Annotated in this window: 23 protein-coding genes and 1 tRNA gene; 14 read left to right on the top strand and 10 right to left on the bottom strand. The window is 71.3% G+C overall.

Annotation, left to right across the window (positions count from 1 at the left end; all coding sequences use genetic code 11):
- Positions 1-47 precede the first annotated feature (47 nt).
- The 3 genes from ASC56_RS14495 to ASC56_RS14485 are packed head-to-tail and all read left to right on the top strand — an operon-like array spanning position 48 to position 2,683.
- A complete protein-coding gene (locus ASC56_RS14495) occupies positions 48-833 on the top strand; it encodes an SDR family oxidoreductase (protein ID WP_055491782.1) in 786 nt (261 codons plus the stop codon).
- Positions 834-875: 42 nt separating this feature from the next.
- Entirely contained in the window at positions 876-1,493 is a 618-nt protein-coding gene (locus tag ASC56_RS14490; RefSeq protein ID WP_055491781.1) for a TetR/AcrR family transcriptional regulator, read from the top strand.
- A gap of 32 nt (positions 1,494-1,525) precedes the next feature.
- Positions 1,526-2,683 (top strand): acetyl-CoA C-acetyltransferase, encoded by a 1,158-nt coding sequence (locus tag ASC56_RS14485; RefSeq protein WP_055491780.1) that lies wholly within the window; start codon positions 1,526-1,528, stop codon positions 2,681-2,683.
- On the opposite strand, the gene ASC56_RS14480 is transcribed toward ASC56_RS14485, so the two are convergent.
- The 4 genes from ASC56_RS14480 to ASC56_RS14465 are packed head-to-tail and all read right to left on the bottom strand — an operon-like array spanning position 2,667 to position 6,177.
- Positions 2,667-3,725 carry a nitronate monooxygenase family protein gene (locus ASC56_RS14480; protein WP_055491779.1) on the bottom strand — a complete coding sequence of 353 codons (1,059 nt, stop codon included), beginning with the start codon at positions 3,723-3,725 and terminating at the stop codon, positions 2,667-2,669. The genes ASC56_RS14485 and ASC56_RS14480 overlap by 17 nt on opposite strands.
- Entirely contained in the window at positions 3,725-4,501 is a 777-nt protein-coding gene (locus ASC56_RS14475) for a CoA-transferase subunit beta (RefSeq protein WP_055491778.1), read from the bottom strand. Before ASC56_RS14475 ends, ASC56_RS14480 begins: the two co-directional genes overlap by 1 nt.
- The gene (locus ASC56_RS14470; protein WP_055491777.1) at positions 4,498-5,433 is read right to left on the bottom strand and encodes a CoA transferase subunit A; all 936 of its coding nucleotides are present in this window, start codon (positions 5,431-5,433) and stop codon (positions 4,498-4,500) included. The genes ASC56_RS14475 and ASC56_RS14470 overlap by 4 nt, the downstream gene beginning before the upstream one ends.
- Positions 5,434-6,177 (bottom strand): enoyl-CoA hydratase family protein, encoded by a 744-nt coding sequence (locus ASC56_RS14465; RefSeq protein ID WP_055491776.1) that lies wholly within the window; start codon positions 6,175-6,177, stop codon positions 5,434-5,436.
- A gap of 151 nt (positions 6,178-6,328) precedes the next feature.
- On the opposite strand from ASC56_RS14465, the gene ASC56_RS14460 reads away from it, so the two are divergent.
- Both ASC56_RS14460 and ASC56_RS14455 read left to right on the top strand, forming a co-directional pair.
- Positions 6,329-7,060: an SDR family oxidoreductase gene (locus tag ASC56_RS14460; RefSeq protein WP_055491934.1), complete on the top strand. Its 732-nt coding sequence runs from the start codon at positions 6,329-6,331 to the stop codon at positions 7,058-7,060.
- A gap of 85 nt (positions 7,061-7,145) precedes the next feature.
- Positions 7,146-8,060, top strand: a complete 915-nt coding sequence (locus tag ASC56_RS14455; RefSeq protein WP_055491775.1) for an SDR family oxidoreductase — start codon at positions 7,146-7,148, stop codon at positions 8,058-8,060.
- A gap of 174 nt (positions 8,061-8,234) precedes the next feature.
- Here the strand turns inward: ASC56_RS14455 and ASC56_RS14450 are convergent, their stop codons facing one another.
- Positions 8,235-8,978: an ankyrin repeat domain-containing protein gene (locus ASC56_RS14450; RefSeq protein ID WP_055491774.1), complete on the bottom strand. Its 744-nt coding sequence runs from the start codon at positions 8,976-8,978 to the stop codon at positions 8,235-8,237.
- A gap of 98 nt (positions 8,979-9,076) precedes the next feature.
- Positions 9,077-9,973: a hypothetical protein gene (locus ASC56_RS14445; protein ID WP_055491773.1), complete on the bottom strand. Its 897-nt coding sequence runs from the start codon at positions 9,971-9,973 to the stop codon at positions 9,077-9,079.
- A gap of 321 nt (positions 9,974-10,294) precedes the next feature.
- On the opposite strand from ASC56_RS14445, the gene ASC56_RS14440 reads away from it, so the two are divergent.
- The 8 genes from ASC56_RS14440 (at position 10,295) to pyk (ending at position 20,499) form a co-directional block, all read left to right on the top strand.
- Complete coding sequence (locus ASC56_RS14440) at positions 10,295-11,068, top strand: trypsin-like serine protease (protein WP_055491933.1); 774 nt, start codon at positions 10,295-10,297, stop codon at positions 11,066-11,068.
- Between the two features lie 158 nt (positions 11,069-11,226).
- Entirely contained in the window at positions 11,227-11,577 is a 351-nt protein-coding gene (locus ASC56_RS14435; protein WP_055491772.1) for a chorismate mutase, read from the top strand.
- Positions 11,578-11,738: 161 nt separating this feature from the next.
- A complete protein-coding gene (locus ASC56_RS14430) occupies positions 11,739-12,296 on the top strand; it encodes a two-component system response regulator (RefSeq protein ID WP_055491771.1) in 558 nt (185 codons plus the stop codon).
- A gap of 47 nt (positions 12,297-12,343) precedes the next feature.
- On the top strand, positions 12,344-14,836 hold the full coding sequence (pepN, locus tag ASC56_RS14425; protein ID WP_055491770.1) for an aminopeptidase N: 2,493 nt from the start codon (positions 12,344-12,346) through the stop codon (positions 14,834-14,836).
- A gap of 211 nt (positions 14,837-15,047) precedes the next feature.
- Positions 15,048-16,403, top strand: a complete 1,356-nt coding sequence (locus ASC56_RS14420; RefSeq protein WP_055491769.1) for an aminotransferase class V-fold PLP-dependent enzyme — start codon at positions 15,048-15,050, stop codon at positions 16,401-16,403.
- On the top strand, positions 16,400-17,809 hold the full coding sequence (locus tag ASC56_RS14415) for a lysine N(6)-hydroxylase/L-ornithine N(5)-oxygenase family protein (RefSeq protein WP_055491768.1): 1,410 nt from the start codon (positions 16,400-16,402) through the stop codon (positions 17,807-17,809). Before ASC56_RS14420 ends, ASC56_RS14415 begins: the two co-directional genes overlap by 4 nt.
- A 367-nt stretch (positions 17,810-18,176) precedes the next feature.
- Positions 18,177-18,893, top strand: coding sequence for an SIMPL domain-containing protein (locus ASC56_RS14410; protein ID WP_055491767.1), 717 nt, complete (start codon positions 18,177-18,179; stop codon positions 18,891-18,893).
- Positions 18,894-19,062: 169 nt separating this feature from the next.
- The gene (gene pyk, locus ASC56_RS14405; protein ID WP_055491766.1) at positions 19,063-20,499 is read left to right on the top strand and encodes a pyruvate kinase; all 1,437 of its coding nucleotides are present in this window, start codon (positions 19,063-19,065) and stop codon (positions 20,497-20,499) included.
- An 83-nt stretch (positions 20,500-20,582) separates the two neighbouring features.
- On the opposite strand, the gene ASC56_RS14400 is transcribed toward pyk, so the two are convergent.
- A tRNA-Leu gene (locus ASC56_RS14400) sits at positions 20,583-20,665 on the bottom strand.
- Positions 20,666-20,764: 99 nt separating this feature from the next.
- On the opposite strand from ASC56_RS14400, the gene ASC56_RS14395 reads away from it, so the two are divergent.
- Complete coding sequence (locus ASC56_RS14395) at positions 20,765-21,415, top strand: ANTAR domain-containing response regulator (RefSeq protein ID WP_055491765.1); 651 nt, start codon at positions 20,765-20,767, stop codon at positions 21,413-21,415.
- Between the two features lie 104 nt (positions 21,416-21,519).
- Here ASC56_RS14395 and ASC56_RS14390 read toward each other — a convergent pair whose 3' ends face one another.
- The 3 genes from ASC56_RS14390 to ASC56_RS14380 are packed head-to-tail and all read right to left on the bottom strand — an operon-like array spanning position 21,520 to position 24,976.
- Entirely contained in the window at positions 21,520-22,236 is a 717-nt protein-coding gene (locus ASC56_RS14390) for an ABC transporter ATP-binding protein (protein ID WP_055491764.1), read from the bottom strand.
- Positions 22,233-23,144 (bottom strand): ABC transporter ATP-binding protein, encoded by a 912-nt coding sequence (locus tag ASC56_RS14385; RefSeq protein ID WP_055491763.1) that lies wholly within the window; start codon positions 23,142-23,144, stop codon positions 22,233-22,235. Before ASC56_RS14385 ends, ASC56_RS14390 begins: the two co-directional genes overlap by 4 nt.
- 5 nt (positions 23,145-23,149) lie before the next feature.
- Positions 23,150-24,976, bottom strand: coding sequence for a branched-chain amino acid ABC transporter permease (locus ASC56_RS14380; RefSeq protein WP_055491762.1), 1,827 nt, complete (start codon positions 24,974-24,976; stop codon positions 23,150-23,152).

Below are 24,976 nucleotides of genomic sequence, written 5' to 3'. Positions count from 1 at the left end.
GGCCGCCCTCCTTCCCTAACAAGTGTTTGGTAGGTTAGCGTGGCCGTATGACAGACGTCGAGGGTCCGTCGTATGTGCCCGGCCACGGGCTGCTGACGGGACGCACCGCCGTCATCACCGCGGCGGCCGGGACGGGGATCGGGGGAGCGACGGCGCGCCGGTTCCTGGAGGAGGGCGCGCGCGTACTGATCAGCGACGCCCATGCGCGCCGGCTGAAGGAGTACGAGGCGGAGCTGGCCGGGGAGTTCGAGGGCGCGGTGGCGGCGGTGTCCTGCGACGTCACTGACGAGAGCCAGGTGCGGGCCCTCTTCGACATGGCCGTCGGGCTGCACGGCCGCCTCGACATCGTCGTCAACAACGCCGGTCTGGGCGGTACCGCGGCGCTGGTCGACATGACCGACGAACAGTGGTCGACCGTGCTCGACGTGACGCTGAACGGCACGTTCCGGTGCACCCGGGCGGCCTTGCGCGCGATGAGGGGGACGGGCGGCGGCGTGATCGTCAACAACGCCTCCGTGATCGGCTGGCGAGCCCAGGCCGGACAGGCGCACTACGCGGCCGCGAAGGCGGGCGTGATGGCCCTGACCCGCTGCGCGGCGATCGAGGGAGCCCGGTACGGCGTGCGCGTCAACGCGGTCTCGCCGAGCCTCGCCCTGCATCCGCACCTGGTGAAGGTGACCTCGGCCGAGCTGCTGGAGGAGCTGACCGCGCGGGAGGCCTTCGGGCGGTACGCGCAGCCGTGGGAGGTGGCCAACGTGATCGTCTTCCTGGCCTCCGGCTACTCCTCGTACATGACCGGCGAGGTCGTCGCCGTCAGCAGCCAGCACGCCTAGTGCCATGCGGGGAACCAGCGCCCCCGGGATCACAATGGACCCGTGCCGACCAAGAAGAAGCCCCAGGTGACCGCCGCGCCCGCCCGCCGCCGGGAACTCCTCGACACCGCCGCCGAGGTCTTCGCCGAGCAGGGCTACAACGCCACCACCGTACGCAAGATCGCGGACCACGCCGGGATGCTCGCGGGCAGTCTCTACTACCACTTCGACTCCAAGGAGTCGATGCTGGAGGAGATCCTGCGCACCTTCCTCGACGAGCTCTGGGACGGCTACGACACCGTCCTGGACTCCGAACTCGGTCCGCGCGAGACCCTGGAGGCGCTGGTCACCGAGTCCTTCCGGGAGATCGACCGGCACCGCGCGGCCGTCGCGATCTACCAGAAGGAGTCCAAGCAGCTCGTGGCGCAGGAAAGGTTCGCGTTCCTCGCCGAGTCGCAGCGCAAGTTCGAGAAGGCGTGGCTGTCCACGCTGGAGCGGGGAGTCGCCGCCGAGGTCTTCAGGTCCGATCTCGACGTCCGCCTCACCTACCGGTTCGTGCGCGACACGGTGTGGGTCGCCGCCTCCTGGTACCGGCCCGGCGGGCAGCACAGCGCGGAGGAGATCGCCCGGCAGTACCTGTCGATGGTGCTCGACGGGATCGCCGTACGTGAGCAGTCGTAGGTGAACAGCATTCCTGTGCGAGGGAGTTGACCATGGCCGAGGCCTATGTCGTCGAAGCGGTCCGTACGCCCGTGGGGCGGCGCCGGGGTGGGCTGAGCGGGGTCCATCCGGCCGACCTGGGCGCCCATGTGCTGAGGGCCCTGGTGTCCCGTTCCGGCGTGGATCCCGCCGCCGTGGAGGACGTCGTCTTCGGCTGCCTGGACACGGTCGGGCCGCAGGCGGGGGACATCGCCCGCACCTGCTGGCTGGCGGCCGGGCTGCCCGAGGAGGTGCCGGGGGTGACGGTCGACCGGCAGTGCGGGTCCTCGCAGCAGGCCGTGCACTTCGCGGCGCAGGCCGTGCTGTCCGGCACACAGGACCTGGTGGTCGCCGGCGGCGTCCAGAACATGTCGCAGATACCGATCGCCTTCGCCTCCCGCCAGGCCGCCGAACCACTGGGGCTCACCCAGGGGCCGTTCGCGGGCAGCCAGGGCTGGCGCGCCCGCTACGGCGACCGGCCCGTCAACCAGTTCCACGGCGCCGAGCTGATCGCCGCCAAGTGGGGCATCACCCGGCGCGACCAGGAGGAGTTCGCGCTGCGCTCGCACCAGCGGGCGGTCCGGGCGATCGACGAGGGCCGCTTCGACCGGGAGACCGTCGCCTACGGCGAGGTCACGGTCGACGAGGGCCCGCGCCGGGACACCTCCCTGGAGAAGATGGCCGAGTTGAAGCCGGTCCTCGACGGCGGCACCGTCACCGCCGCCTGCTCATCGCAGGTCTCCGACGGCGCGGCGGCCCTGCTGCTGGCCTCGGAGCGGGCGGTACGCGAACACGGGCTGACCCCGCGCGCCCGGGTCCACCATCTCTCGGTGCGCGGCGGGGACCCGATCCGCATGCTGTCGGCTCCGATCCCGGCGACCGCGCACGCCCTGAAGAAGACCGGCCTCACCATCGACGACATCGACCTCGTCGAGATCAACGAGGCGTTCGCGCCGGTCGTCCTCGCCTGGCTCGAGGAGACCGGCGCCGACCCGGAGAAGGTCAACGTCAACGGCGGCGCCATCGCGCTCGGCCACCCCCTGGGCGCGACGGGCGCCAAGCTCATGACCACCCTGCTCCACGAACTGGAGCGCACCGGCGGCCGATACGGCCTCCAGACGATGTGCGAGGGCGGCGGCCAGGCGAACGTCACCATCATCGAACGGCTCTGAGCGGCTCCAGCGATCTCAGCACCTCCTCCGCCTCCGTCATGATCCGCTCCATCAGCTCCGCGCACGACGGCAGGTCGTCGATCACCCCGGCGACCTGCCCCGACGCCATCACCCCAAGGTCCGTGCGCCCGTCCACCATCGCGGACTTGAGCAGCATCGGCGTGTTCGCGGCGAGCAGGACCTGACTCCACGACAGATCCTTGCCGTGCCTCATGGCGAGGCCGTCCCGCACCATCTCCCGCCAGCTCAGCCCGGACAGCCTCCGGAACCCGGCCGCTCGCCGCACCGCCCGCAGCAGCGCCGTCGTACGGCCCGCGCGCTCAAGAGCGTCGACCAGATCCGTCCGCAGCATGCGGTGCGGCAGCCCGTCCACGGCCCGTGTCACCGTGACGTCCTGCACCGTCGCCGCCAGATACCGCGCCTTGACCGCGTGCGGGACCGTGGAGTCGGAGGTCAGCAGGAACCGCGTGCCCATCGCGATGCCCGCCGCCCCGTACGCCAGCGCCGCGACCAGCCCCCGCCCGTCGTGGAACCCGCCCGCCGCCACCACCGGGATGTCCACGGCGTCCACCACCTGCGGCAGCAGCACGGTCGTCGCCACCTCGCCGGTGTGGCCGCCCCCCTCGCCGCCCTGCACGATCACCGCGTCCGCGCCCCAGGCGGCCACCTTCTCGGCATGCCGCCGCGCTCCCACGGACGGGATCACCACCACCCCCGCCTCCTTCAACTCGGCGATCAGCTCGGGAGAGGGCGCCAGTGCGAAGGACGCGACCCGTACGCCCTCCTCGACGATGATCCGGACCCGGTCGCCCGCGTCCCCCGCGTCCGCGCGCAGATTCACCCCGAACGGCGCGTCCGTACGGGATCCGACCTCCCGTATCGCCGCCCGGAGCCGGTCGGGCGTCATGGTCGCGGAGGCCAGCACGCCCAGCGCGCCCGCGTTCGCCGCGGCGGAGACCAGCCGGGGCCCGGCCACCCAGCCCATACCTGTCTGGACCACGGGGTGACGGACTCCCACCAGCCGGGTGAATGCGGTGTCCATCAGCGCCCGCCGCGCTCGGCCGCCCGATCGTGACCCTCGCCGGCCCGGTCGGGCACCTCGCGCTCGCGTATCCCCTGGGGATCGATCACCTCACGGATCAACCGCAGCTCCTCGGCCGTGGGTGCACGGGTGTACGGCACGTCGTCCGGCACCGTCAGCTCGAAGCCGGTCGCCCGCCGCACCTCCTCCACCGTCACCCCCGGGTGCAGCGAGGCCAGCCGCATCGAGTGGTCCGCGGTGGCGAAGTCGAGGACGCCGAGGTCGGACACCACGCGCGGGATGTGGTGGAAGCGGGCGGTGGCGGGGTGTCGGGCCGCGCGGTCGTACCCCACCCCGCAGACCATGTCGACCCGCTCGACGAACACCCGCCGCGAGTGCCGGGGTATCCAGTAACTGGTCGGGTTGTTCAGGGTGTTGACCGGCGCTCCGCGCACCCCGAGCAGCTGGCGCCGGGGGCGTGCCCAGTCGCCGATGCACGAGATGTTCTGGTTGCCGAAGCGGTCGATCTGGCTCGCGCCCATCATCACGTGCCGCCGCCCGCTGGTGACCAGCGCCAGGTGCTGCCGGTAGGGCAGCCAGCCCTCGACCGTCCCGTCGAGGCCCACGAGCGTCGCCTCGCCGTCGGTGAGCAGCAGATCCGGCGAGAAGGTGTGCCGGGCGAGCCGTGCCCCGACGGACGGGACCGGGCCCATGGGGCTCGCGAGGATCTCCCCGGCGTCGCGCCAGGCCTCGGCGCAGGCGATCACGCAGTACTCGGCGCGGGTGGCTCCGCTCATGACCGCTCCTTGTGCCAGGCCCGCACGGCCGACTGATAGTCGCGTTCGTCCCCGGCGAGGAACCGCTCGGCGAACCGGGACCAGCCGGTGGTCGCATAGTGCATCTGGAAGGCCTCGTCCCGGTCGTGGTCGGGCGCGCAGGAGGTGAAGTGCGCGCCGTTCGGAGCCTCCACCACCCCGGTCACGGTGTGCCGTCTGATCAGCAGGCTCTGTGGCGCGGCCGCCTTCGTCAGCTCGGCCGTGTCCACGATCCGCTCGCACGAGATGTACGCCGTGTCGGCCGCCTCGCAGAACAGGTCGTCGAAGTACGGGTCCGGGCCCAGATACTGGCCGTTGCCCAGCCGGTCGGCCCGGTTGACATGGACCAGCGCGGCGTCCATGCGCAGCGCGGGCATGGCCACGAACTCCTCGCGCGGACCCCGCCCGCCCGGGCCCTCCCTGGTGGCCCCCTCCTCCGGCACCTGAGCGGCGGTCCGGGCCACGCCGGTGAACGGCCCTCCGTCCTCGTACGGCGAAGTGACCGTCCGAAGTCCCGGGTTGACGCGCATCACATCCGAACCGATGCCCGCCCGCACCGGCAGGAACGGCAGCCGGTTCGCCGCCGCCCGCAGCCCCCACATGAACATCGCCTCGTCGACCTCCGCCAACTCGAACGCGCCGCTCTCCCGGGCCGCGCGGTAGTGCGGTTCGAGCGGGATCGAGTCGAGGGTCGCGAAAGCGGTGACCAGTCCCCGGATCCGCCCGGCGGCCGCGAGCATGCCGACGTCCGGGCCGCCGTACGAGACGACCGTGAGATCGGTGATCCCGGAGCGGAGCAGGGCCCGCACCAGGGCCATCGGTTTGCGGCGCGAGCCCCAGCCGCCGATCCCGAGGACCATGCCGCTCTCCAGCCGGGAGACGACCTCGTCGGCGGTCATCGTCTTGTCCCCCATCTATGTGCCCTCCTTCCCGAAGGTGTCCCGGACCCGGCCGGCCACGCCGCTGAGGTGCGCCTCGAAGGTGAATCCCTGCTCGAAGCGGTAGCTGCGGCGCACGTCGACCGGATCGATGCCGTTGATGGCGGCCTTGGCGAGCCGGAGCAGCTCGCCGTCCTTGGCGGCGATCTCGGTGGCCAGCTCCAGGGCCGCCCCGTGCAGTTCCTCCCGTGGCACCACCCGCCACACCGAGCCGTGCGCGTGCAGCTCGGCCGCCGTGGCCGTGCGCGAGGTGTAGTACAGCGCCCGCATCAGATGCGGGGGGACCAGCCGCGCCAGATGCGTGGCCGCGCCCAGCGCACCGCGGTCCAGCTCGGGCAGCCCGAAGACGGCGTCCTCGCTCGCCACGATCGCGTCCGCGTTGCCCGCCAGGCCTATCCCGCCGCCCAGACAGAAGCCCTGCACCGCCGCCACGACCGGCACCTCGCACTCGTACACCGCCGCAAAGGCCTCGAAGCACCCGCGGTTGGCCCCGATCAGCGCGCTGGCGCCCTCGGCCTGTATCTCCTTGATGTCCACACCCGCGTTGAAACCGCGTCCCTGCGCGGCCAGCACGACGCAGCGGACCCGCGGGTCGCGGCCCGCCGACCGCACGGCGTCGGCCAGGGCGAACCAGCCGGTCACCGGCAGCGCGTTCACCGGAGGGAAGTCGACGGTGACGACGGCGATCCCGATTTCCCGGCGCGAGGTGGAGACACCCATGGGCACATCAGCTACCTTTCCACCAAACGTTTGTTAGGTGCGATTCGAAGTTAGCAGTCGGCGCACTGCGACGGGAGGCCCTGTGGACAACTCGGACGACCCCGCTCGGAGCGCACCACCGGGCCGCCGGCCCGACGGAATCGCCCGGAGCCTGCGCGGCCGGACCGCCGTCGTCACCGGCGGAACGCGCGGCGTCGGCGCCGGGATCGCGCAGGCGTTCGTCGCGGCCGGTGCCGATGTGGTGGTGTGCGCCCGCCGGCCACCCGACATCCCCGTCGAGGGCGCCGAGTTCGCCCCGCTCGACGTACGCGACCCGGCCGCCGTACGGGACTTCTTCGGCGGGCTGCCCCGCGTCGACGTGCTGGTCAACAACGCGGGCGGCGCCCCGTACCGGCTCCTCGCCGACGCAGGGCCCGAACGGCATGCCCGGGTCGTCGAACTCAACCTCGTCGCGCCGCTGACCGTGTCCCTCGCCGCACACGACCACCTCAGCCGGGCCCGGGGAGCGGTCGTGATGATCGGCAGCGTGAGCGGCGGCCGTCCCTCACCGGGCACCGCCGCGTACGGGGCGGCCAAGGCGGGACTGGAGAGCCTGGCCCGCTCCATGGCCGTGGAGTGGGCGCCCCAAGTGCGGGTCAACACGCTCGTCGTGGGCATGGTCCGCACCGAACGCTCCCACCTCCACTACGGCGACGAGGACGGCATCGCCGCGGTCTCCCGCACCGTGCCGCTCGGGCGGCTCGCCGAGCCGTCCGACGTCGGTGAGGCCGCCGTCTTCCTCGCCTCGGACGCCGCCGCGTACATCACCGGCGCGAGCCTGCTCGTGCACGGGGGTGGGGAGCGGCCGGCGTTCCTCGACGCGGCGACCGTCAACCGAGGATGAGAGACGCGTCGATACCGCGTCGATCCGAGGATCGTCCATCGAGACGACCAATGCTCCACTCGATACGACCGGCAAGGGAGACGACGTGACGGGTATCGCCGACGGCCGGGTGGTGATCGTCACCGGTGCGGGCCGTGGTCTCGGCCGCGCCCACGCGCTCGCCTTCGCCGCCGAGGGTGCGCGGGTCGTGGTCAACGACCTCGGTGTCGGCCTCGACGGCACACCCGGCGCCGACAGTCCGGCCGGACGGGTCGTCGACGAGATCCGTGCGGCCGGCGGTGAGGCGGTCGCGCACGGCGGCGACGTCGCGACGAGCGCGGGGGCCGCGTCCCTGGTGCGGACCGCCCTGGAGACCTACGGGCGCCTCGACACCCTCGTCAACAACGCCGGGTTCCTGCGCGACCGGATGCTGGTCAACCTCGACGAGGACGACTGGGACGCCGTCCTGCGGGTCCACCTCAAGGGACACTTCCTGCCGCTGAAGCACGCGGCGGCGCACTGGCGGGCCGAGGCGAAGGCGGGCCGCACACCCGGCGCGCGGGTCGTCAACACCAGTAGCGGAGCCGGGCTGTTGGGCTCGGTGGGGCAGGGTAACTACAGCGCGGCGAAGGCCGGGATCATCGCCCTCACACTGGTCGCGGCGGCGGAACTGGGGCGTTATGGCGTGCAGGTCAACGCCGTCGCGCCAGCGGCGCGCACCCGGATGACAGAGCGCACGTTCGCCGAGACGATGGCCGCACCCGACTCCGGCTTCGACGCGATGGCCCCCGAGAACGTCGCGCCCCTGGTCGTGTGGCTCGGGGCCACGGCGAGCGCCGGGGTCACCGGCCGTGTGTTCGAGGCCGAGGGGGGACGCATCAGCGTCATGGAGGGGTGGCGGCGGGGCCCGACCGCCGACACGGGGACGCGCCGGACTCCGGCCGATGCGGGGGAGACCGCACTGAGACTGCTGGCACAGGCGGAGCTGCCGGGCGCGGTGTACGGCGCGGAGGACACCTAGTTGATCGAACCCGCCACCCGCACCGTACTCCGCGAACACACCGACACCCTCACTGCGGGAAGACACCGGCACCGTCGCTCCGGGAAGACACCGACGCCGTCACTCCGGGAAGACACCGGCACCGTCGCCGCAGGCGTGCCGATCCGCATCGCCCTCGGTACCCGGCCCGTCGCCTCACCCCGTGAGCGCGCCGGGCCCGGCTTCCAGCAGGCCCGCTATGACGACGTGCCCCGTCTGCTGGTCGTTGGCCGCCGCCGGGCGGCCGTCGCGCAGCAGCGCCACCTCCACGGTCACCGTGCCGGGCTCCCCCTCCCAGCGGCGCGTGACGTACTCGTGCCCCGGGCCGTACGTCGCCTCCAGACCCGCCCGGAGCTCCGCCGCGACGTCCCGTGTCAGCCAGCGCCGGGCCTCGGCCCGGGCCTCCCGGCGCGCTCGCGCCCCGTGGGCCAGCAGGGCGCGTACACATCCGGGTGAGCCGCGGCGGGCGGCCGCCACCAGCGGGGGTTCGCCCGTGGGACCGGGCAGGTCCGGGTTCGCACCCGCCTCCAGCAGCGCCCGGACGACCTCGGCGTGCCCCCGTTGTACCGCCCACGTCAGCGCCCGGAACCCGTACCCCTCCTCCAGATCCGGCGTCGCCCCGGCCGCCAGCAGCGCCCGGACGACCTCGGTGTGGCCCCCGCAGGCGGCACCGCACAGCGGCGCGTCGGCCCCCGCGCTGAGGCGGTCGGGGTCGGCTCCGGCGGTCAGCAGCAGCCGTACGATCCCGGGTGCGTCGCTCACCGCCGCCAGATACAGGGCCGTCTGGCCCTCCGCGTCCACGGACTCGGGGCTGGTGCCCGTGCGCAGCAGCCGTACGACCGCGTCCTCGTTCCCTTCGTACACCGCCGTGAACAGCCCTGGCGGCTCGCGCGTGTTCATGTCTCGACCCTCGCTCCCCGAGGGCTCCATGGGCAAAGACATATGAGGTGTTCTGTGCCACCTCTGTGCCGTCTCCTGCGTCACACCCAGGTTCGGCCTCAGGTGTCGCATTCGAGCACGGTCCGGCACAGCCCGCACCGGGCCCGCACCCGCCCTCGCACGGGCACCCGGATCCGCTGGTGACAGGTCGGGCACGGGAAGGAGACACGCAGCGGGCCCCGGTCGGCGGGGGTGAAGGAGTACGGGACGCCCGGATGCGGGCCGGGGGTGGAGTGGTCCTGGGCGTAGCGGCGGTCCTTGGCGTAACGGCGGCGGCCCGCCCAGCCGGCCGCCGTCAGCGGCGGCTGCTGTGCGTCGTGGCGGGCCTGCGCCATGCCCTTCGTGTACGCCGTGTACGCCTGCGGGCTGGTGAACCAGATCGCCGGGTCCTCGCCGAACAGCAGTGCCCGCTTGGCGAGGACGTAGCCGAACTCCTCCGGGGTCAGATAGCCGAGCTTCTGAGAGGAAGCCCCATCCTCGCGGTAGGCGTCCAGGAGCAGCCAGCCCGCGCCCAGGTACGTCGTCGCCGTGTCCGTGAGGATCTCGTTGTCGCGCGTGCCGGGGAAGGACAGGTCGAGGCGGTGCAGATAGACGTGCATCACCTCGTGTGCGAGGGCCGCGCCGATGTCCTGGCGGTGGGTGCGGAACCGGTCGTTGAGCTCCACGAAGTACTCGGGGCCCGCGGCGAGTTCGACATTGGCCGCGTGCGTCATCTCACGGAAGCTGACGATCATCCGCGCGTCCGGCAGCCGGTAGTGCCGCACCAGCTCGCGCGCCACGCGCTGTGCGCCCAGGTGCAGGTCGTCCTGGTCGGAGAACGCGACGTCGACGGGCATCACGCTGGTCTCGAAGGTGCGGATGGTGTCGTAGGTGAGCCGTTTGTACAGCGCGGTGATGGCCGCCCGCACCGTGTCCAGATGCGGATAGCCGTGCTCGACCGGTCCGCCGTTCGCCACGTCCGTACCCCCTGAAGACGCCAGCTCCGCATTCCACTGTATGCGCGCTTCCGCCCGGTCGTATGCGTGCTTCCGCCGCGTGTGCGTGCTGACTCCAGGCCCGTGTGCGTGCTGACTCCGGGCCCGTGTGCGTGCTGCCTCCGGTGGGGAGCGCGCGGGCGCGGCATCTCGCGCCATACGGCCCCTCTGGCCGGAAAACGCTTCTTGTCGCCGCGGGTCCACCGTCCAAATGATTCGCAAGACTTGGCGGGAGCATGCCATGTCTGTTCCTCGCGTGCTGTCGCCTTGCGACAACCCCCCACGGAAGGAAGCGCGTTGAAGATCCTGAAGAACATCCGCGGCCTCAGAAGAGCCCTCGCGGTGGTCACCGTCGTGCTCGCCGCCCTCTCGCTCCAGCCCCTGTCCGCGCAGGCGGCTCCCCAGCCCGTCGTCGGCGGGACGCGTGCCGCGCAGGGCGAGTTCCCGTTCATGGTGCGGCTCTCCATGGGCTGCGGCGGGGCCCTGTATGCCAAAAACATCGTGCTGACCGCCGCACACTGTGTGAGCGGATCCGGCGCCAACACCTCCGTCACCGCCACCGCCGGCGTCGTCGACCTGCAGGGCAGCGGCGCGATCAAGGTGAAGTCGACCAGGGTGCTGCAGGCCCCCGGCTACAACGGCAAGGGCAGGGACTGGGCGCTGATCAAGCTGGCCCAGCCCATCGACCTGCCCACCCTGAAGACCGCCACCACCGCCGCGTACAACAACGGCGACTTCACCATCGTCGGCTGGGGCGCGGCCCGTGAGGGGGGTGGCCAGCAGCGCTATCTGCTCAAGGCCACGGTCCCCTTCGTCGACGACGCCACCTGTCAGCGGGCCTACGGCAGCGATCTCGTGCCCGGCCAGGAGATCTGCGCCGGGTTCCCGCAGGGCGGCGTCGACACCTGCCAGGGTGACTCCGGTGGTCCCATGTTCCGCAAGGACGACACGGGCGCATTCGTGCAGGTCGGCATCGTCAGCTGGGGTGAGGGCTGTGCGCGGGCCGGATACCCCGGTGTCTACACCGAGGTATCGGCCTTCGCCGCGGACATAGCCCGCGCGGCCTCCGGCCTCTAGCCCGACCGTACGGGCGTGCCCCCGGCGGGCACGCCGGCGCCCATGGCCGCCTCGGTCATGGGCGCTCGCGGCAGGGAGCCGCCGCCCGGCGCGCGGCGGCCATCCGCACTGCGGACCGGGCGGACCGGGGACCGGCGCGCCCCGTAGGGTGGTCGCCCATGACCACCCGCCACAACTGCAACGGAGACGTCGAGCCGGCCGTGCGTGCCGAACTCGCCCGGCTGCGCGACAGCATCGACAACATCGACGCCGCCGTCGTCCACATGCTCGCCGAACGTTTCAAGTGCACCCAGCAGGTCGGCCATCTCAAGGCCGCACACCAGCTGCCGCCCGCCGACCCGGCCCGGGAGGCCGCCCAGATCGCCCGGCTGCGCCGGCTCGCCGAGAACGCCAAACTCGACCCGGCGTTCGCGGAGAAGCTGCTCAATTTCATCATTGCCGAGGTCATCCGCCATCACGAGCGCATCGCCGAGGACGGCACGGCCGCCCCCCACGCTCCGGGGGAGTGACATCCGGCGGCCGACCGGGCATCCTGCGCTGAACGCTCTCTGCCGGGTCGGCCGGAGGCACCGTGGCCGGGCCGGCCGGGTGACTCTGTGTCAGGTCAAAGGAACGCGCGGTAAGACGGTTCGGGCCTATGCTGGTTGCCCAAGCGAGGGGACGTCGGACCATGCCGTCTGATGCCAAGATTCTCATCGTCGACGATCATGAGCACACGCTCTACGCGCTGGAGAGCGCCCTGGCCCCGCTGGGTTACCGGTTGACCCGTGCCACCAGCGGCGACGCCGCGCTCAAGGAGGTCCTGCGCGGGCAGGTCGGCCTGCTGCTCCTCGATGTGCGCATGCCCAACGTGAGCGGTCTCGACGTGGTGCGCTACATGCGGCGGGTGGAGCAGACCCAGCACATCCCGATCATCCTGCTCACCGGCTTCGGCCCCGACGCCCAACTCACCGCCGCCGCCTACGGACTCGGTGTCGCCGACCTCATGATGAAGCCCGTCGACCCCTGGGCGCTGCGCACCAAGGTCCGCTACCTCTACGACGCCCACCAGCGCTTCCGGGCCCTGGAGCAGGAGGTGCGCGCCCTGCGCGCCCGGCTGGAGAAGCGCCCTTCACGCCCGGCCCGTGCGCTGCCGCATCCGGACGCGCGCGTTCCGAGCCAGCGGGAGGACCCCGCCACCCGACCGGCCCGCGAAACCACCGCGCCAGGGGGCGAGAGACGGACATAGGGCGTGTACCGGACCGACCCTGTGCCCTGTCGGCGGCATCAGGCAGCATGTCCCTCATGTCCGTACTGACGCGCGACGAAGCGCAGACCCGTGCCCGGCTCCTCGACGTCCACCGCTACGAGATCGCTCTCGACCTGACCCGTGGCGACGAGACCTTCGACTCCCGTACCGTCATTCGCTTCACGGCCCGCGCGGACGCGGACACCTTCGTCGAGCTCAAGCCCGCCGAGCTGCGCTCGGCCACCCTGGACGGACAGCCCCTCGACACCGGGACCCTCGCCGACAACCGGCTGCCGCTCCAGGGACTCACCGCGGGCGAGCACGAACTGCGCATCGACGCCGCCATGCGCTACTCGCGCACCGGCGAGGGCATGCACCGCTTCACCGACCCCAGCGACGGTGAGACCTATGTCTACACCCAGCTGTTCATGGACGACGTCCAGCGCGTCTTCGCCGCCTTCGACCAGCCCGACCTCAAGGCCGTCTTCGACCTGAAGGTGACGGCACCCGAGAGCTGGAGCGTCCTCGCCAACGGCATCACCACGCGCGAGGAGGACGGCACCTGGCGGGCCGCCGCCACCCCGCTGATCTCCACCTATCTGGTCGCCGTCGCCGCCGGCCCCTGGTACTCCGTGCGCACCGAACACCGGGGGCTGCCCTTCGGCATCCACTGCCGCCGCTCCCTCGCCCCCCACCTCGACGCCGACGCGGACGAACTCCTCGAGGTCACCCGCCAGTGCTTCGACCGCTACCACGAGAAGTTCGAGGAGCCCTACCCCTTCGACTCCTACGACCAGGCGTTCGTCCCGGAGTTCAACGCCGGAGCCATGGAGAACCCCGGCCTCGTCACGTTCCGCGACGAGTTCGTCTACCGCTCCGCCGTCACCGACACCCAGCGCCAGACCCGCGCCATGGTCATCGCCCACGAGATGGCCCACATGTGGTTCGGCGACCTCGTCACCCTGCGGTGGTGGGACGACATCTGGCTGAACGAGTCCTTCGCCGAGTACATGGGCTACCAGACCCTCACCGAGGCCACCCGCTTCACCGACACCTGGACCGACTTCGGCGTCGCCCGCAAGGCCTGGGGCTATGACGCCGACCAGCGGCCCTCCACCCACCCAGTGGCCCCCGAAGCGGTCGACGACACCGCCTCCGCACTCCTCAACTTCGACGGCATCTCCTACGCCAAGGGCGCCTCGGCGCTGCGGCAGCTGGTGGCCTGGCTCGGCGAGAAGGACTTCCTCGCCGGTATCAACACCCACTTCGCCCGCCACCGCTTCGGCAACGCGACCCTCGCCGACTTCATCGACTCCCTTGCCGGCGCCACCGATCGCGACGTGCACGCCTGGGCCGACTCCTGGCTGCGCACGACCGGCGTCGACACCCTCACCCCGCGCCTCGACCAGGCCGACGACGGCACCTACTCCCTCACCGTCGACCACGACGGCAGCCGCCCGCACCGCATCGCCGTCGGCCTCTACGACCAGAACCTCGCCGACGAGACCACCCTCACCCTGCGCGAGCGTCTCGACCTCGACGTCCCGCAGACCGCGCCGCAGCCCCTCGGCAAACGACCCGCCCTGCTCCTGCTCAACGACGGCGACCTCACCTACGCCAAGGTCCGCTTCGACGCCGAGTCCTTCGAGACCGTACGCGGCGCCCTGTGCGGCCTGCCCGAGCCGCTCACCCGCGCCGTGGTGTGGAACGCGCTGCGCGACGCCGTACGCGACGGCCACCTCCCCGCCACCGCCTATCTGGAGGCCGCCCGCGCCCACCTTCCGCAGGAGACCGACCTGGCCCTCGCGGAAGGCGTCCTCGCCTTCGCCTCCGCCCACGTCGCCGACCGCTACCTCCCCGTCTCCGACCGGCCCGCCGCACTCGCCATCCTCACCCACACATGCCGCGACCTCATCCGCCGCACCGAGGACGGCTCCCACCCCGGGCTGCGCCTGATCGCCGTGCGCCACTTCATCGACGCCGCAGCCCACCCCGACACCATCGCCGCCTGGCTCGCCGACGGCACCGTGCCCGGCGGACCCGAACTCGACCCCGAACTGCGCTGGCGCATCCTCGGCCGCCTCGCCGTCCTCGGCGCCGTGGACGAGCGCGCGATCGCCGAGGAACTCGACCGCGACCCCAGCGCCACCGGCCGGGAAGGCGCCGCCCGCTGCCGCGCCGCCCTGCCCGACCCCGCCGCCAAGAGCCGCGCCTGGGAGGCGATGTTCGCCACCGACGACCTCTCCAACTACCTGTTCACCGCCACCGCCCAGGGCTTCTGGCAGCCCGAACAGGCCGACCTCGTCGAGGAGTACGTCGACCGCTACTGGACCGACGCACCCGCCGTCGCCGCCCGCCGCGGCCCGGCCATCGCCACCGCCGCGGGCCGCTGGGCCTTCCCCCGCCACGCCGTGTCCGCGGACACCCTCAGCCGGGGCGAACAGTGCCTGCGCGAGGCGGACCCCATCCCGGCCCTGCGCCGGAGGCTCGTCGACGAACTCGACGACCTGGGACGGGCGTTGCGCATCCGCGAGGCATAGCCTGCCCGTCGGCCGGCGCGCGGTCCGCCACCGTGGGCCGGCCGACAGCGGCACGTCCCAATCCCTCACCCCACCCTCCCCATTACCTCACCCCGCACCTCCTTGCTGCGGCAGTACCCCCTTTCGGGTCGGATCGTGGTTCTCTTCGGGCCAACCCAACCTCCGGGCATGCAGGCTTTGATTCCCCTGTCGAGCGCCTGGAGGACGTCCCATGAGCTTGCCGCCCCTCGCCTCAGGACCCGATGGCCCCGGCGCCCTGCGGCCGTTGCTCGAGACGGTCCTCGACGCCCTGGAGCGGGGCGCGCGGGCACGCGGGGGCCCACTGCCCGCGGGCGGCCCCGAAGCCGTCGCCGCCCGGGTGCGCGCCGCCGTCGGCGACGTACTGCCGCAGGAGGGCGACCCGGACGCCCTGCGAGCAGTCGTCCACACCCTCGCCGAGGGCGCCGCGGACCCCGCCGATCCCCTGTGCGCCGCCCATCTGCACTGTCCGCCGCTCGCCGTCGCCAGCGCCGGGGACCTCGCCGCCGGTGCCCTCAATCCCTCCCTCGACTCCTGGGACCAGGCCCCGGCCGCCTCGGAGCTGGAGACCCTCGTCACCCGGGCCCTCGCCCGGGAGACCGGCGCGGCCGACGCCCTGGTCACCACCGGCGGCACCGAGTCCAACCAGCTGGCCCTGCTCCTCGCCAGGGAAGCGCACGGCGGCGTCCGGCTCGTCTGCGGAGCCCACACCCACCACTCCCTCACGCGCGCCGCCTGGCTCCTCGGCCTGCCCGATCCCGTCGTGCTGCCCGCCCCGGGCGGCACCCTCGACCCTGCCGCGCTCAAGGCGGCCCTCACCGAGCTGACCGGCCCGCTGCTCGTCGCCGCCACCGCGGGCACCACCGACGCCGGTCTCATCGACCCCCTGCCCGACATCGCCGACCTGTGCGCCGCCCACGGCGCCCGTCTGCACGTCGACGCCGCCTACGGAGGCGGACTCCTCTTCAGCGACCGCCACCGTCCCAAGCTCACCGGCCTCGAACGCGCCCACACCGTCACCCTCGACCTGCACAAGCTGGGCTGGCAGCCGGTCGCCGCCGGCCTCCTCTCCGTGCGGGACCACCGAGACCTGCGCGCCCTGCGGCACCGTGCCGACTACCTCAACGCGGACGACGACACCGAAGCCGGCCTGCCCGACCTCCTCGGCCGCTCCCTGCGCACCACCCGGCGACCCGACGTCGTCAAGATCGCGGTCACTCTCAAGACGCTCGGCCGCAGCGGACTCGGCACCCTCGTGGACCGCGTCTGCACCCGCGCGGACGAGTTCGCCGATCTGGTCCGGGCACATCCGGGCTTCGAACTCCACGCCCCGCCCACCATCAGCACCGTCCTGTTCCGGCCCGTCCAGGCATCCGACGACACCGTCGCCGTCGTCCGCCGCACCCTCCTCCACGAGGGCCGTGCCGTCCTCGGCCGCGCCCGGCTCCACGGCCGCCTCTGGCTCAAGGCCACCCTCCTCAACCCGCACACCCGGCCCGGCGACCTGGCCGCACTCCTGAACCTGGTGGAAGGAATCACGCCCCGATGACCCACCCTTCGCACCCCGAGCCCGCGGAACCCCGCGACCTGGTCGGCATCGGCATCGGCCCGTTCAACCTCTCCCTCGCCGCGCTCGCCCACCCCCTCGCCGAACTCGACGCCGCGTTCTACGAACAGCGAGCCGGGTTCGACTGGCACCCCGGGCTGCTCATCGACGGCGCGACCCTGCAGGTTCCCTTCCTCGCCGACCTGGTCACCCTCGCCGACCCCGCCAGTGCCTGGTCGTTCCTCAACTACCTCAAGACCTGCGACCGGCTCTTCCCCTTCTACTTCGCCGAGCGCTTCCACATCCAGCGCGCCGAATACGACGCCTACTGCCGCTGGGTCGCCGGCAACCTCCCCGGCCTCCACTTCGGCCACCAGGTCGACGGCGTCCGCTGGAACGCCGACGCCGACCTCTTCGAAGTCGACTTCACCAGGCTCGGCGCGGACGGTGAAGCCGAGGCCCTCGGCCGTACGTACACGCGCAACATCGTCCTCGGCGTGGGCACCGAACCGTATGTGCCCGAACCGCTGGCGCCCCTCGTCGAGGCCCCCGGTGTCCCCGTCATCCACGCCGCGGACTACCTCCGCCACCGCGAGACCTTCCTGGCCGCCGAACACATCACCGTCGTCGGTGCGGGCCAGTCCGGCGCCGAGGTGTTCCTCGACCTCCTCCGCCACCGCCCCGTCGGCCACGAGAAGATCCACTGGCTCGCCCGCACGGAGGCCTTCGCGCCCATGGAGTACTCCAAGCTCGGCCTGGAGCACTTCACGCCCGACTACACCCGCTACTTCCACGCCCTCGCCGAACCCGTGCGCGACCGCCTCGTCTCCTCCCAGTGGCAGCTCCACAAGGGCATCGACGCCGGCACCATCGCCGCCATCCACGACGAGCTCTACCGACGCACCCTCCACGGGGGCTGGCCCGACGCCGTCCTCACCCCCGGCGTTCGCGTCCGCACCGCCGGACGCATCGCCACCACGAAGATCGAACTGCATCTGCAGCACACCCAGCAGGACACCCGCTCCCGCCTCACCACCGACGCCGTCGTCCTCGCCACCGGCTACCGCGAACGCCCTCTCGGCCGCATCCTCGCCGGACTCGACCCCTACCTGCGCCGGGACGACGGCGGACGCCCCCGCATCGACGACCAGTTCCGCATGGTCCTCGCCCCCTGCGTCACCGGCTCCGTCCATGTGCAGAACGCCGAACTCCACACCCATGGCGTCGGCGCCCCCGACCTGGGTCTCGCCGCCTGGCGCAGCGCCACCATCCTCAACTCGCTGACGGGCAAGGAGCCATACCCGCTGCCGCGGCGCACCGCCTTCACCACCTTCGGTCTCCAGCAGCCGGACCGCATCCCGTCCGCCCGACGGCCCGAGGTGCTCACCCCACTCGTCGACGGACGGTGAGGGAAGGGCCGAGCGCGGAAGAACCCAGGGCCGCGATCAGGCTCAGCAACGACCGGCCGGGCCGGGCGGCATCCGAGCGGAGTTCACCGCCGACGACGGCCTGCACGGCACGCCGACGACGCCGGCGCGCACGTCACCGCCGACGCCGACGCCGCCGTCGACGTGTCCCTGCTGGACCTCTGGAACACCGGCGTGCCGTTCGGCGTCAGCCCCCAGTCCACCGACTCGAATTCCTTCGGGTCCAGGCCTTCTTGGCGGTCACCCACTCCGCGATCCGGGTCCGGATCTCCGTCGACAGCCCCCGAAGGTCTCGATCTGGTGACCGACAAGCGTCCCCCGCAAGGCCGTTGCTGACAGAGTGGGACGTATGACCTCCAGTCCCGTGGAATCCCAGCCGGACGCCGTCCCCTTAGGTACGCCTGACGCTCCCCGAATCGCCGTCCGCGGCGAGGCCCACCTCGAAGTCGACCCCGAGATCGCCCGCATCGGCATCACCGTCAGCGCCCGTGGCACCGACCGCCGTACCGCCCTCGAGGACCTCACCCGCCGCAACGCCACGGTCCTCGACCTCGTCAGGAGCTACGGGGAAGCGGTCGAGAAGCTGGAGACCGGGGCCCTGTGCCTCAGCCCGGAGTTGACGAAGCACGGCCGCGGGGAACGCGTCCGCACCCACCACGGCCGGGTCCACATCACCGCCGAGCTCACCGACTTCACCGCGCTCGGCGAACTCACCACCCGCCTCGCCGACCTCGAACTCACCCGCGTCGACGGCCCCCGGTGGGCCCTGCGACCCGGCTCGCCCGTCCACCGCACGGCCAGACAGCAGGCCGTACGCGAGGCGGTGCAACGCGCCCGCGAATACGCCGAGGCGCGCGGCACCACCCTCACGGCCCTCGTCGAACTCGCCGACATCGGCGCCGAGAGCGCTCAGCCGTACGGGTACGCAACCCGATCCATGGCCCGGGCCGCCTCGGCCGGCCCGGACACCCTCGGTGACGGCGCCCCCCTCGACCTCGAACCCCAGCGGCAACAGGTCAATGCCCAGGTCAACGCGCGATTCACGATGGCGCCGCCGCGGCTGTAGTCACGACAATGCGGGGGGTGTTCCAAATAGGCCGGTAATTCCTACCGGGATGCTCATCGGAGCGCGTCACCGCACAATTCAACACTTGTCAATAACGCTTCACGCAAAGGTTGTTGAGTAGTCATGCTGGACCAATTCTCTACCGGCCGGTAAGGCCTAGGCTCGAAGCATGCGCCGAGCAAAGATCGTCTGTACTCTGGGCCCCGCCACCGACTCGTACGACCAGATCAAGGCACTGGTCGAAGCCGGAATGGACGTCGCCCGCCTCAACCTGAGTCACGGCACCTACGCCGAACACGAGCAGCGCTATCAGCGCGTGCGAAAGGCATCCGACGAGAGTGGCCGCAGTGTCGGAATCCTCGCCGATCTTCAGGGCCCGAAGATTCGGCTCGGCCGCTTCACCGAAGGCCCTGTACTCCTTGAACGCGGCGACACCTTCACGATCAGTGTCGAGGAAGGCGTCGAAGGCGACCGCCAGACCTGCGGAACCACCTATGCCGGACTGGCCGCCGATGTCACCGCCGGTGAGCGCATCCTCGTCGACGACGGCAAGGTCACCCTCGAAGTCACCTCCGTCGACGGCCCCCGTGTCCACACCCTCGTCGTCGAGGGCGGCATGGTCTCCGACCACAAGGGCCTCAACCTCCCCGGCGTCGCCGTCTCCGTCCCCGCGCTCTCCAAGAAGGACGAGGCGGACCTCCGCTGGGCGCTGAGCACCGGCTGCGACGTCATCGCCCTGTCCTTCGTCCGCAGCGGCAGGGACATCAGGGACGTCCACCGCATCATGGACGAGGAGGGCCGCCGTCTTCCGGTGATCGCCAAGGTGGAGAAGCCGCAGGCCGTCGAGAACATCGACGAGATCGTGGCCGCGTTCGACGGCATCATGGTGGCGCGCGGCGACCTGGGCGTGGAGATGCCCCTGGAGCAGGTCCCGATCGTCCAGAAGCGCGCGATCAAGCTTGCCAAGCGCAACGCCAAGCCGGTCATCGTCGCCACCCAGATGCTCGACTCGATGATCGACAACTCGCGCCCCACCAGGGCGGAGGCCTCGGACGTGGCGAACGCGGTGATCGACGGCACGGACGCGGTGATGCTGTCGGGGGAGACCAGTGTCGGCAACTACCCCGTCGAAACGGTCAGGACGATGGCCCGCATCGTCGAGGCCGCGGAGGAGGACATCCTCGCCAAGGGCCTGCCGCCGCTGACCGAGAGCAACAAGCCGCGCACCCAGGGCGGTGCGGTCGCGCGCGCGGCCGCGGAGATCGGGGACTTCCTCGGCGCCCGGTTCCTGGTCGCCTTCACCCAGTCCGGCGACACCGTCCGCCGTCTGTCCCGTTACCGCTCGCCGATCCCGCTGCTCGCCTTCACCCCCCTGCCGGCCACGCGCTCCCAGCTCAACCTCACCTGGGGCGTGGAGACGTTCCTCGGCCCGCACGTCGGCTCGACCGACGCGATGGTCGAACAGGTCGACGAACTGCTGCTGAGGTACGGCCGCTGCGAGAAGGGCGACATCGTGGTGATCACGGCCGGCTCCCCGCCCGGCGTCTCGGGCTCGACGAACCTGGTGCGGGTGCACCGCATCGGGGAGGACGACAGCTCCCGCTAGGTCTACCCTGCGTGATCGATCGTCGCCGTACGCAACGGAAGCGGGGGCTCACGAGACGTGAGCCCCCGCTTCGCGGTGAGCTGTACCGGGTGCGGGATTCGAACCCGCAAGCCCTCACGGGCAGAGGTGTTTGAGACCTCCGTGTATACCGTTCCACCAACCCGGCGCGGCACTTCCGAGAGTGTACCGGGTCATCATCGTCCGGCGCCGCTAGGTAGGCTGCAGAGGCAGCACCACCTGCCCGGCCCGTAATGAGGAGCCCCCCGTGACCGCCCCCGAGTCGCCCCAGCCCGTCGCCGACGACGACAAGTCGCATGTGCCTCCGCTGACGACCCGTGTCGTCATCGCCGAGGACGAGGCGCTCATCCGGCTCGACCTCAAAGAGATGCTCGAGGAAGAGGGCTACAGCGTCGTCGGTGAGGCCGGCGACGGCGAGCAGGCCGTCGAGCTGGCCCGTGAGCACCGGCCGGACCTGGTGATCCTGGATGTGAAGATGCCGAAGCTCGACGGCATCTCCGCGGCCGAGAGGATCGCCGAGGAGCGCATCGCCCCGGTGCTCATGCTCACCGCCTTCTCGCAGCGCGACCTCGTCGAGCGGGCCCGGGACGCGGGCGCCATGGCGTACCTGGTCAAGCCGTTCAGCAAGAGCGACGTCGTACCGGCGATCGAGATGGCCGTCTCGCGGTTCAACGAGCTGAAGACGCTGGAGCAGGAGGTCGCGGACCTCACGCAGCGGCTGGAGACCCGCAAGCTCGTCGACCGGGCGAAGTCCATCCTGCAGACCGAGTACGGGCTCACCGAGCCCGCCGCCTTCCGCTGGATCCAGAAGACCTCCATGGACCGCCGTATGTCCATGCAGCAGGTCGCCGAGGCCGTCATCCAGGACGCCGAGGAGAAGAAGGCCTCGAAGGGCTGACGCCCGCGGCCCCCGTACGAGTGAGGCCCGCGCCCCCGGAAGCAGGGGGTGCGGGCCTCTTCGTATGCCTCAGGAGGAGACGCCGGGCGCCTGGTACGGGGAGCTCAGTCCTCGCCCAGGTACGCCTTCCGCACGGACTCGTCGTGCAGCAGGTCCTGCCCGGTGCCCGAGAGGACGATGTTGCCGACCTCCATCACATGGCCGTGGTCGGCGAGCGACAGAGCCGCCTGGGCGTTCTGCTCGACGAGGAGGATCGTCGTGCCCTGCGACTTCAGCTCGGCGATGGTCGACATGATCTTCTGCATCATGATGGGGGACAGACCCATCGACGGCTCGTCGAGCATGAGCAGCTTCGGCTGGGACATCAGGGCCCGGCCCATCGCCAGCATCTGCTGTTCACCGCCCGAGAGGGTGCCGGCCGCCTGCTTCCTGCGCTCCCCGAGGATGGGGAAGAGGTCGTAGGCCCGCTGGATGTCCTGCTCGATGCCCGGCTTGTCGCTGCGCAGGAACGCTCCGAGCCGCAGGTTGTCCTCGATGGTCATGCGGGGGAAGATGTGCCGCCCCTCGGGGGAGTGGGCGAGTCCCAGCGAGACGATCTGGTGGGCGGGGTACTTCTTGAGCGACTTGCCGTTGAACCTGATCTGGCCGCCGACCGGCTTGAGGAGGCCGGAGAGGGTGCGCAGGGTGGTGGTCTTGCCGGCGCCGTTGGTACCGATGAGGGTGACGACCTCGCCGGCGTCGACCTTGAAGGAGATGCCCTTGACGGCTTCGATCTTGCCGTAGGCGACCCTGAGGTCCTCGACTTCGAGCAGTGCGGTCATCGGTCGTTCTCCTTGCCGGGCGCGGCATCCGTCTGGGTCTCGGCGTGTGCCTCGGCGGCCTCGACCTCGGCGACCTCTTCGTCGCCGGGGGCGTTCTCGAACGGCTCGCCGAGGTACGCGGCGATGACGCGCTCGTCGCCCTGGACGGTCGCGCTGTCCCCCTCGATGAGCTTCTCGCCCTGGACGAGGACGGCGACGCGGTCGCAGAGGTTGAAGATGAACCGCATGTCGTGCTCGATGACGAGGACGGCGATGCCCTTGTCCCGGATGGCGAAGACCAGTTCCTCGGTGGCCCTGGTCTCCTGCGGGTTCATACCGGCGGTGGGCTCGTCGAGGAGCAGCAGGCCCGGTTCGCTCGCCAGGGCGCGCGCGATCTCAAGCTTGCGCTGTTCGCCGTAGGGCAGGTTGCGGGCGAGGTGTTCGGCCTTGTCGGCGAGGCCGACGAACTCCAGCAGCTCCATGGCGCGTGCGCGGGAGGCGGCTTCGGCTCTGTGGAAGCCCGGGCCGCGCAGCACGGCCGACCAGAAGCCTTCCTTGGTGCGGGTGTGCCGCCCGACCAGCACGTTCTCCAGGACCGTCATGTTGGCGAAGAGCCGGATGTTCTGGAAGGTGCGGGCGATGCCTGCGGCGGTCACCTTGAAGGACTTGGGCGGCAGGACTCTGCCCTTGTAGCGGACTTCGCCCTCGGTGGGGACGTACAGGCCCGTCAGGCAGTTGAAGAAGGTCGTCTTGCCGGCGCCGTTGGGGCCGATGAGGCCGACGATCTCGCCGCTGTTGACGGTGAGGTCGACGTTGCGTACGGCGGTCAGGCCGCCGAAGCGCATGGTGACGCCGCGCGCGTCGAGTACGACCTGGCCGGGGGCCGTGGCGCCGGGCGTGGCGCCCTTGGTGGTGGTGTCGGTGGTCATCGTGGTCAGGCCCCTGTCGTGCTGAGGACTGTGGGCGCTTCCGCCTCTTCGTGGAATTCCAGCTGGCGGCGCCGGTTCGGGATGAGGCCCTCCGGACGGAAGCGCATCAGCAGGATGAGCGCGACGCCGAACGCGAAGAGCTGGTAGTTGCCGAGGAACTGGAGCTTGTTCGGGATCAGGAAGAGCAGTGCGGCGCCGATGAGCGGGCCGCTGATGGTACCCATGCCGCCGAGGACGACCGCGGCCAGCAGGAAGGCCGAGTTGGGCGGGATGGGACCGGCGAACAGGTACTGCTCGGGCGTGACCGTGTAGGTGACGTGGGCCTGGACCGTGCCGGCGAGACCGGCGAGGGAGGCGCCGACGGCGAAGGCGATGAGCTTGACCCGGAAGCCGTTGATGCCCATGGCGAGGGCGGCGGTCTCGTCCTCGCGGATGGCCACCCAGGCACGGCCGATGCGCGAGTCGCCGCTGCGCCGGAAGACGAGGACGACGACGGCCGTGATGATCAGCATCAGGAAGAAGTAGTTGGCGAACCGGCCGATGGTGAACCCGCCGATGTCGTGCTGGGCGCCGAAGTCGAAGCCCAGGATGTTCAGGTTCGGGATCGAGGAGATGCCGTTGGAGCCGTTGGTGAGGTCCGGCCCGGAGGTGCCGTCCAGGTTGTTCGCCGTGATACGGAAGATCTCACCGAAGCCGAGGGTGACGATGGCGAGGTAGTCGCCGCGCAGTCGCAGGGTGGGGGCGCCGATGAGGACGCCGAAGGTGAGCGAGGCCGCGGCGCCGATGAGGACGGCGGCCCAGAACGGGAAGTGCACGTGGAAGGGCGAGCTCGGGGAGCCGGAGACCAGGGCCGCGGCGTAGGCGCCGACACCCAGGAAGGCGACGTATCCGAGGTCGAGCAGGCCGGCGAGGCCGACGACGATGTTCAGGCCCAGGGCGACGGTGGCGAAGATCAGGATGTAGACGCCGAGGGTGGCGTACTGGTCGTCGGTCTGGGTGAAGGGGAACAGCGCCGCCGCGACGAACGCGCCGCAGATGGTGATGTTCTTGTGGCGGGCGGTCAGCTGGGACGCCTGGCCGATCAGACCGGACTTGTTGAGGGCGGCGAAACCGAAGCCGGCGGTGATCAGGAAGCCGATGAAGAGTTCGTCGTACGGGGTGCCGATGCCGTAGGTGAAGACGGTCAGACCCAGTCCGAGGACCGCGACGATGATCAGGATCTCGGCGTAGGCGGGCAGCTTGCCCACGGGGCGCGGCGTGCCGGAGGCGAAGGCCGCCCTGGCCGTCGCCCAACGATGGGAGGCCCGGTGCTTGACGTGCTCCCAGGCCGAGTCATCCGGGTCGATGGGGTCCGGCGCGGGCCGTTCGAAGGGCAGGGCGAGGGAGCCGACGAGGGCGGCGAGGCTGCTGATCGCCACGATGAAGCCGCCGGGCTCCAGGTTGACGAGGCCGCCGAGTTCCACGCTGATCGCGAGGACCGTGTACCAGGCGGTGGCGAAGGTGGCGATGGCGGCGAACTTGATGGCCGCGTCGGCGCCGGCGGGTACGAGCCGGCGCAGGCCCCTGACGCCGTAGGAGGCGAGAGCGAACAGCGTGGTGAGGGCGCCGCCCAGAAGGACGAGGACCTGCAGGCCGCCCGGGTAGCCGTTGATGGTGAGGTCACCGGGGAACGCGCTGGTCCATGTCCAGGCAAGGAAGGTCGAGACGATGGTGAGGGCGCCGCCCGCGGTGGCGAGGGCGCGGCCGATGCGCGTCGGGATGCCGATGAGGCCGGACGGAGCACCGGTGGCGGGGGTGCTGGGGGTGTCGGGAGCGGTGGTCTGTGTGGTCAT

This window comes from Streptomyces sp. TP-A0356 (genome assembly GCF_001417775.1).
Lineage (GTDB): Bacteria > Actinomycetota > Actinomycetes > Streptomycetales > Streptomycetaceae > Streptomyces.
Note: the sequence above shows the minus strand (reverse complement) of the source record. Positions and strands in the feature narration are given on the sequence as shown.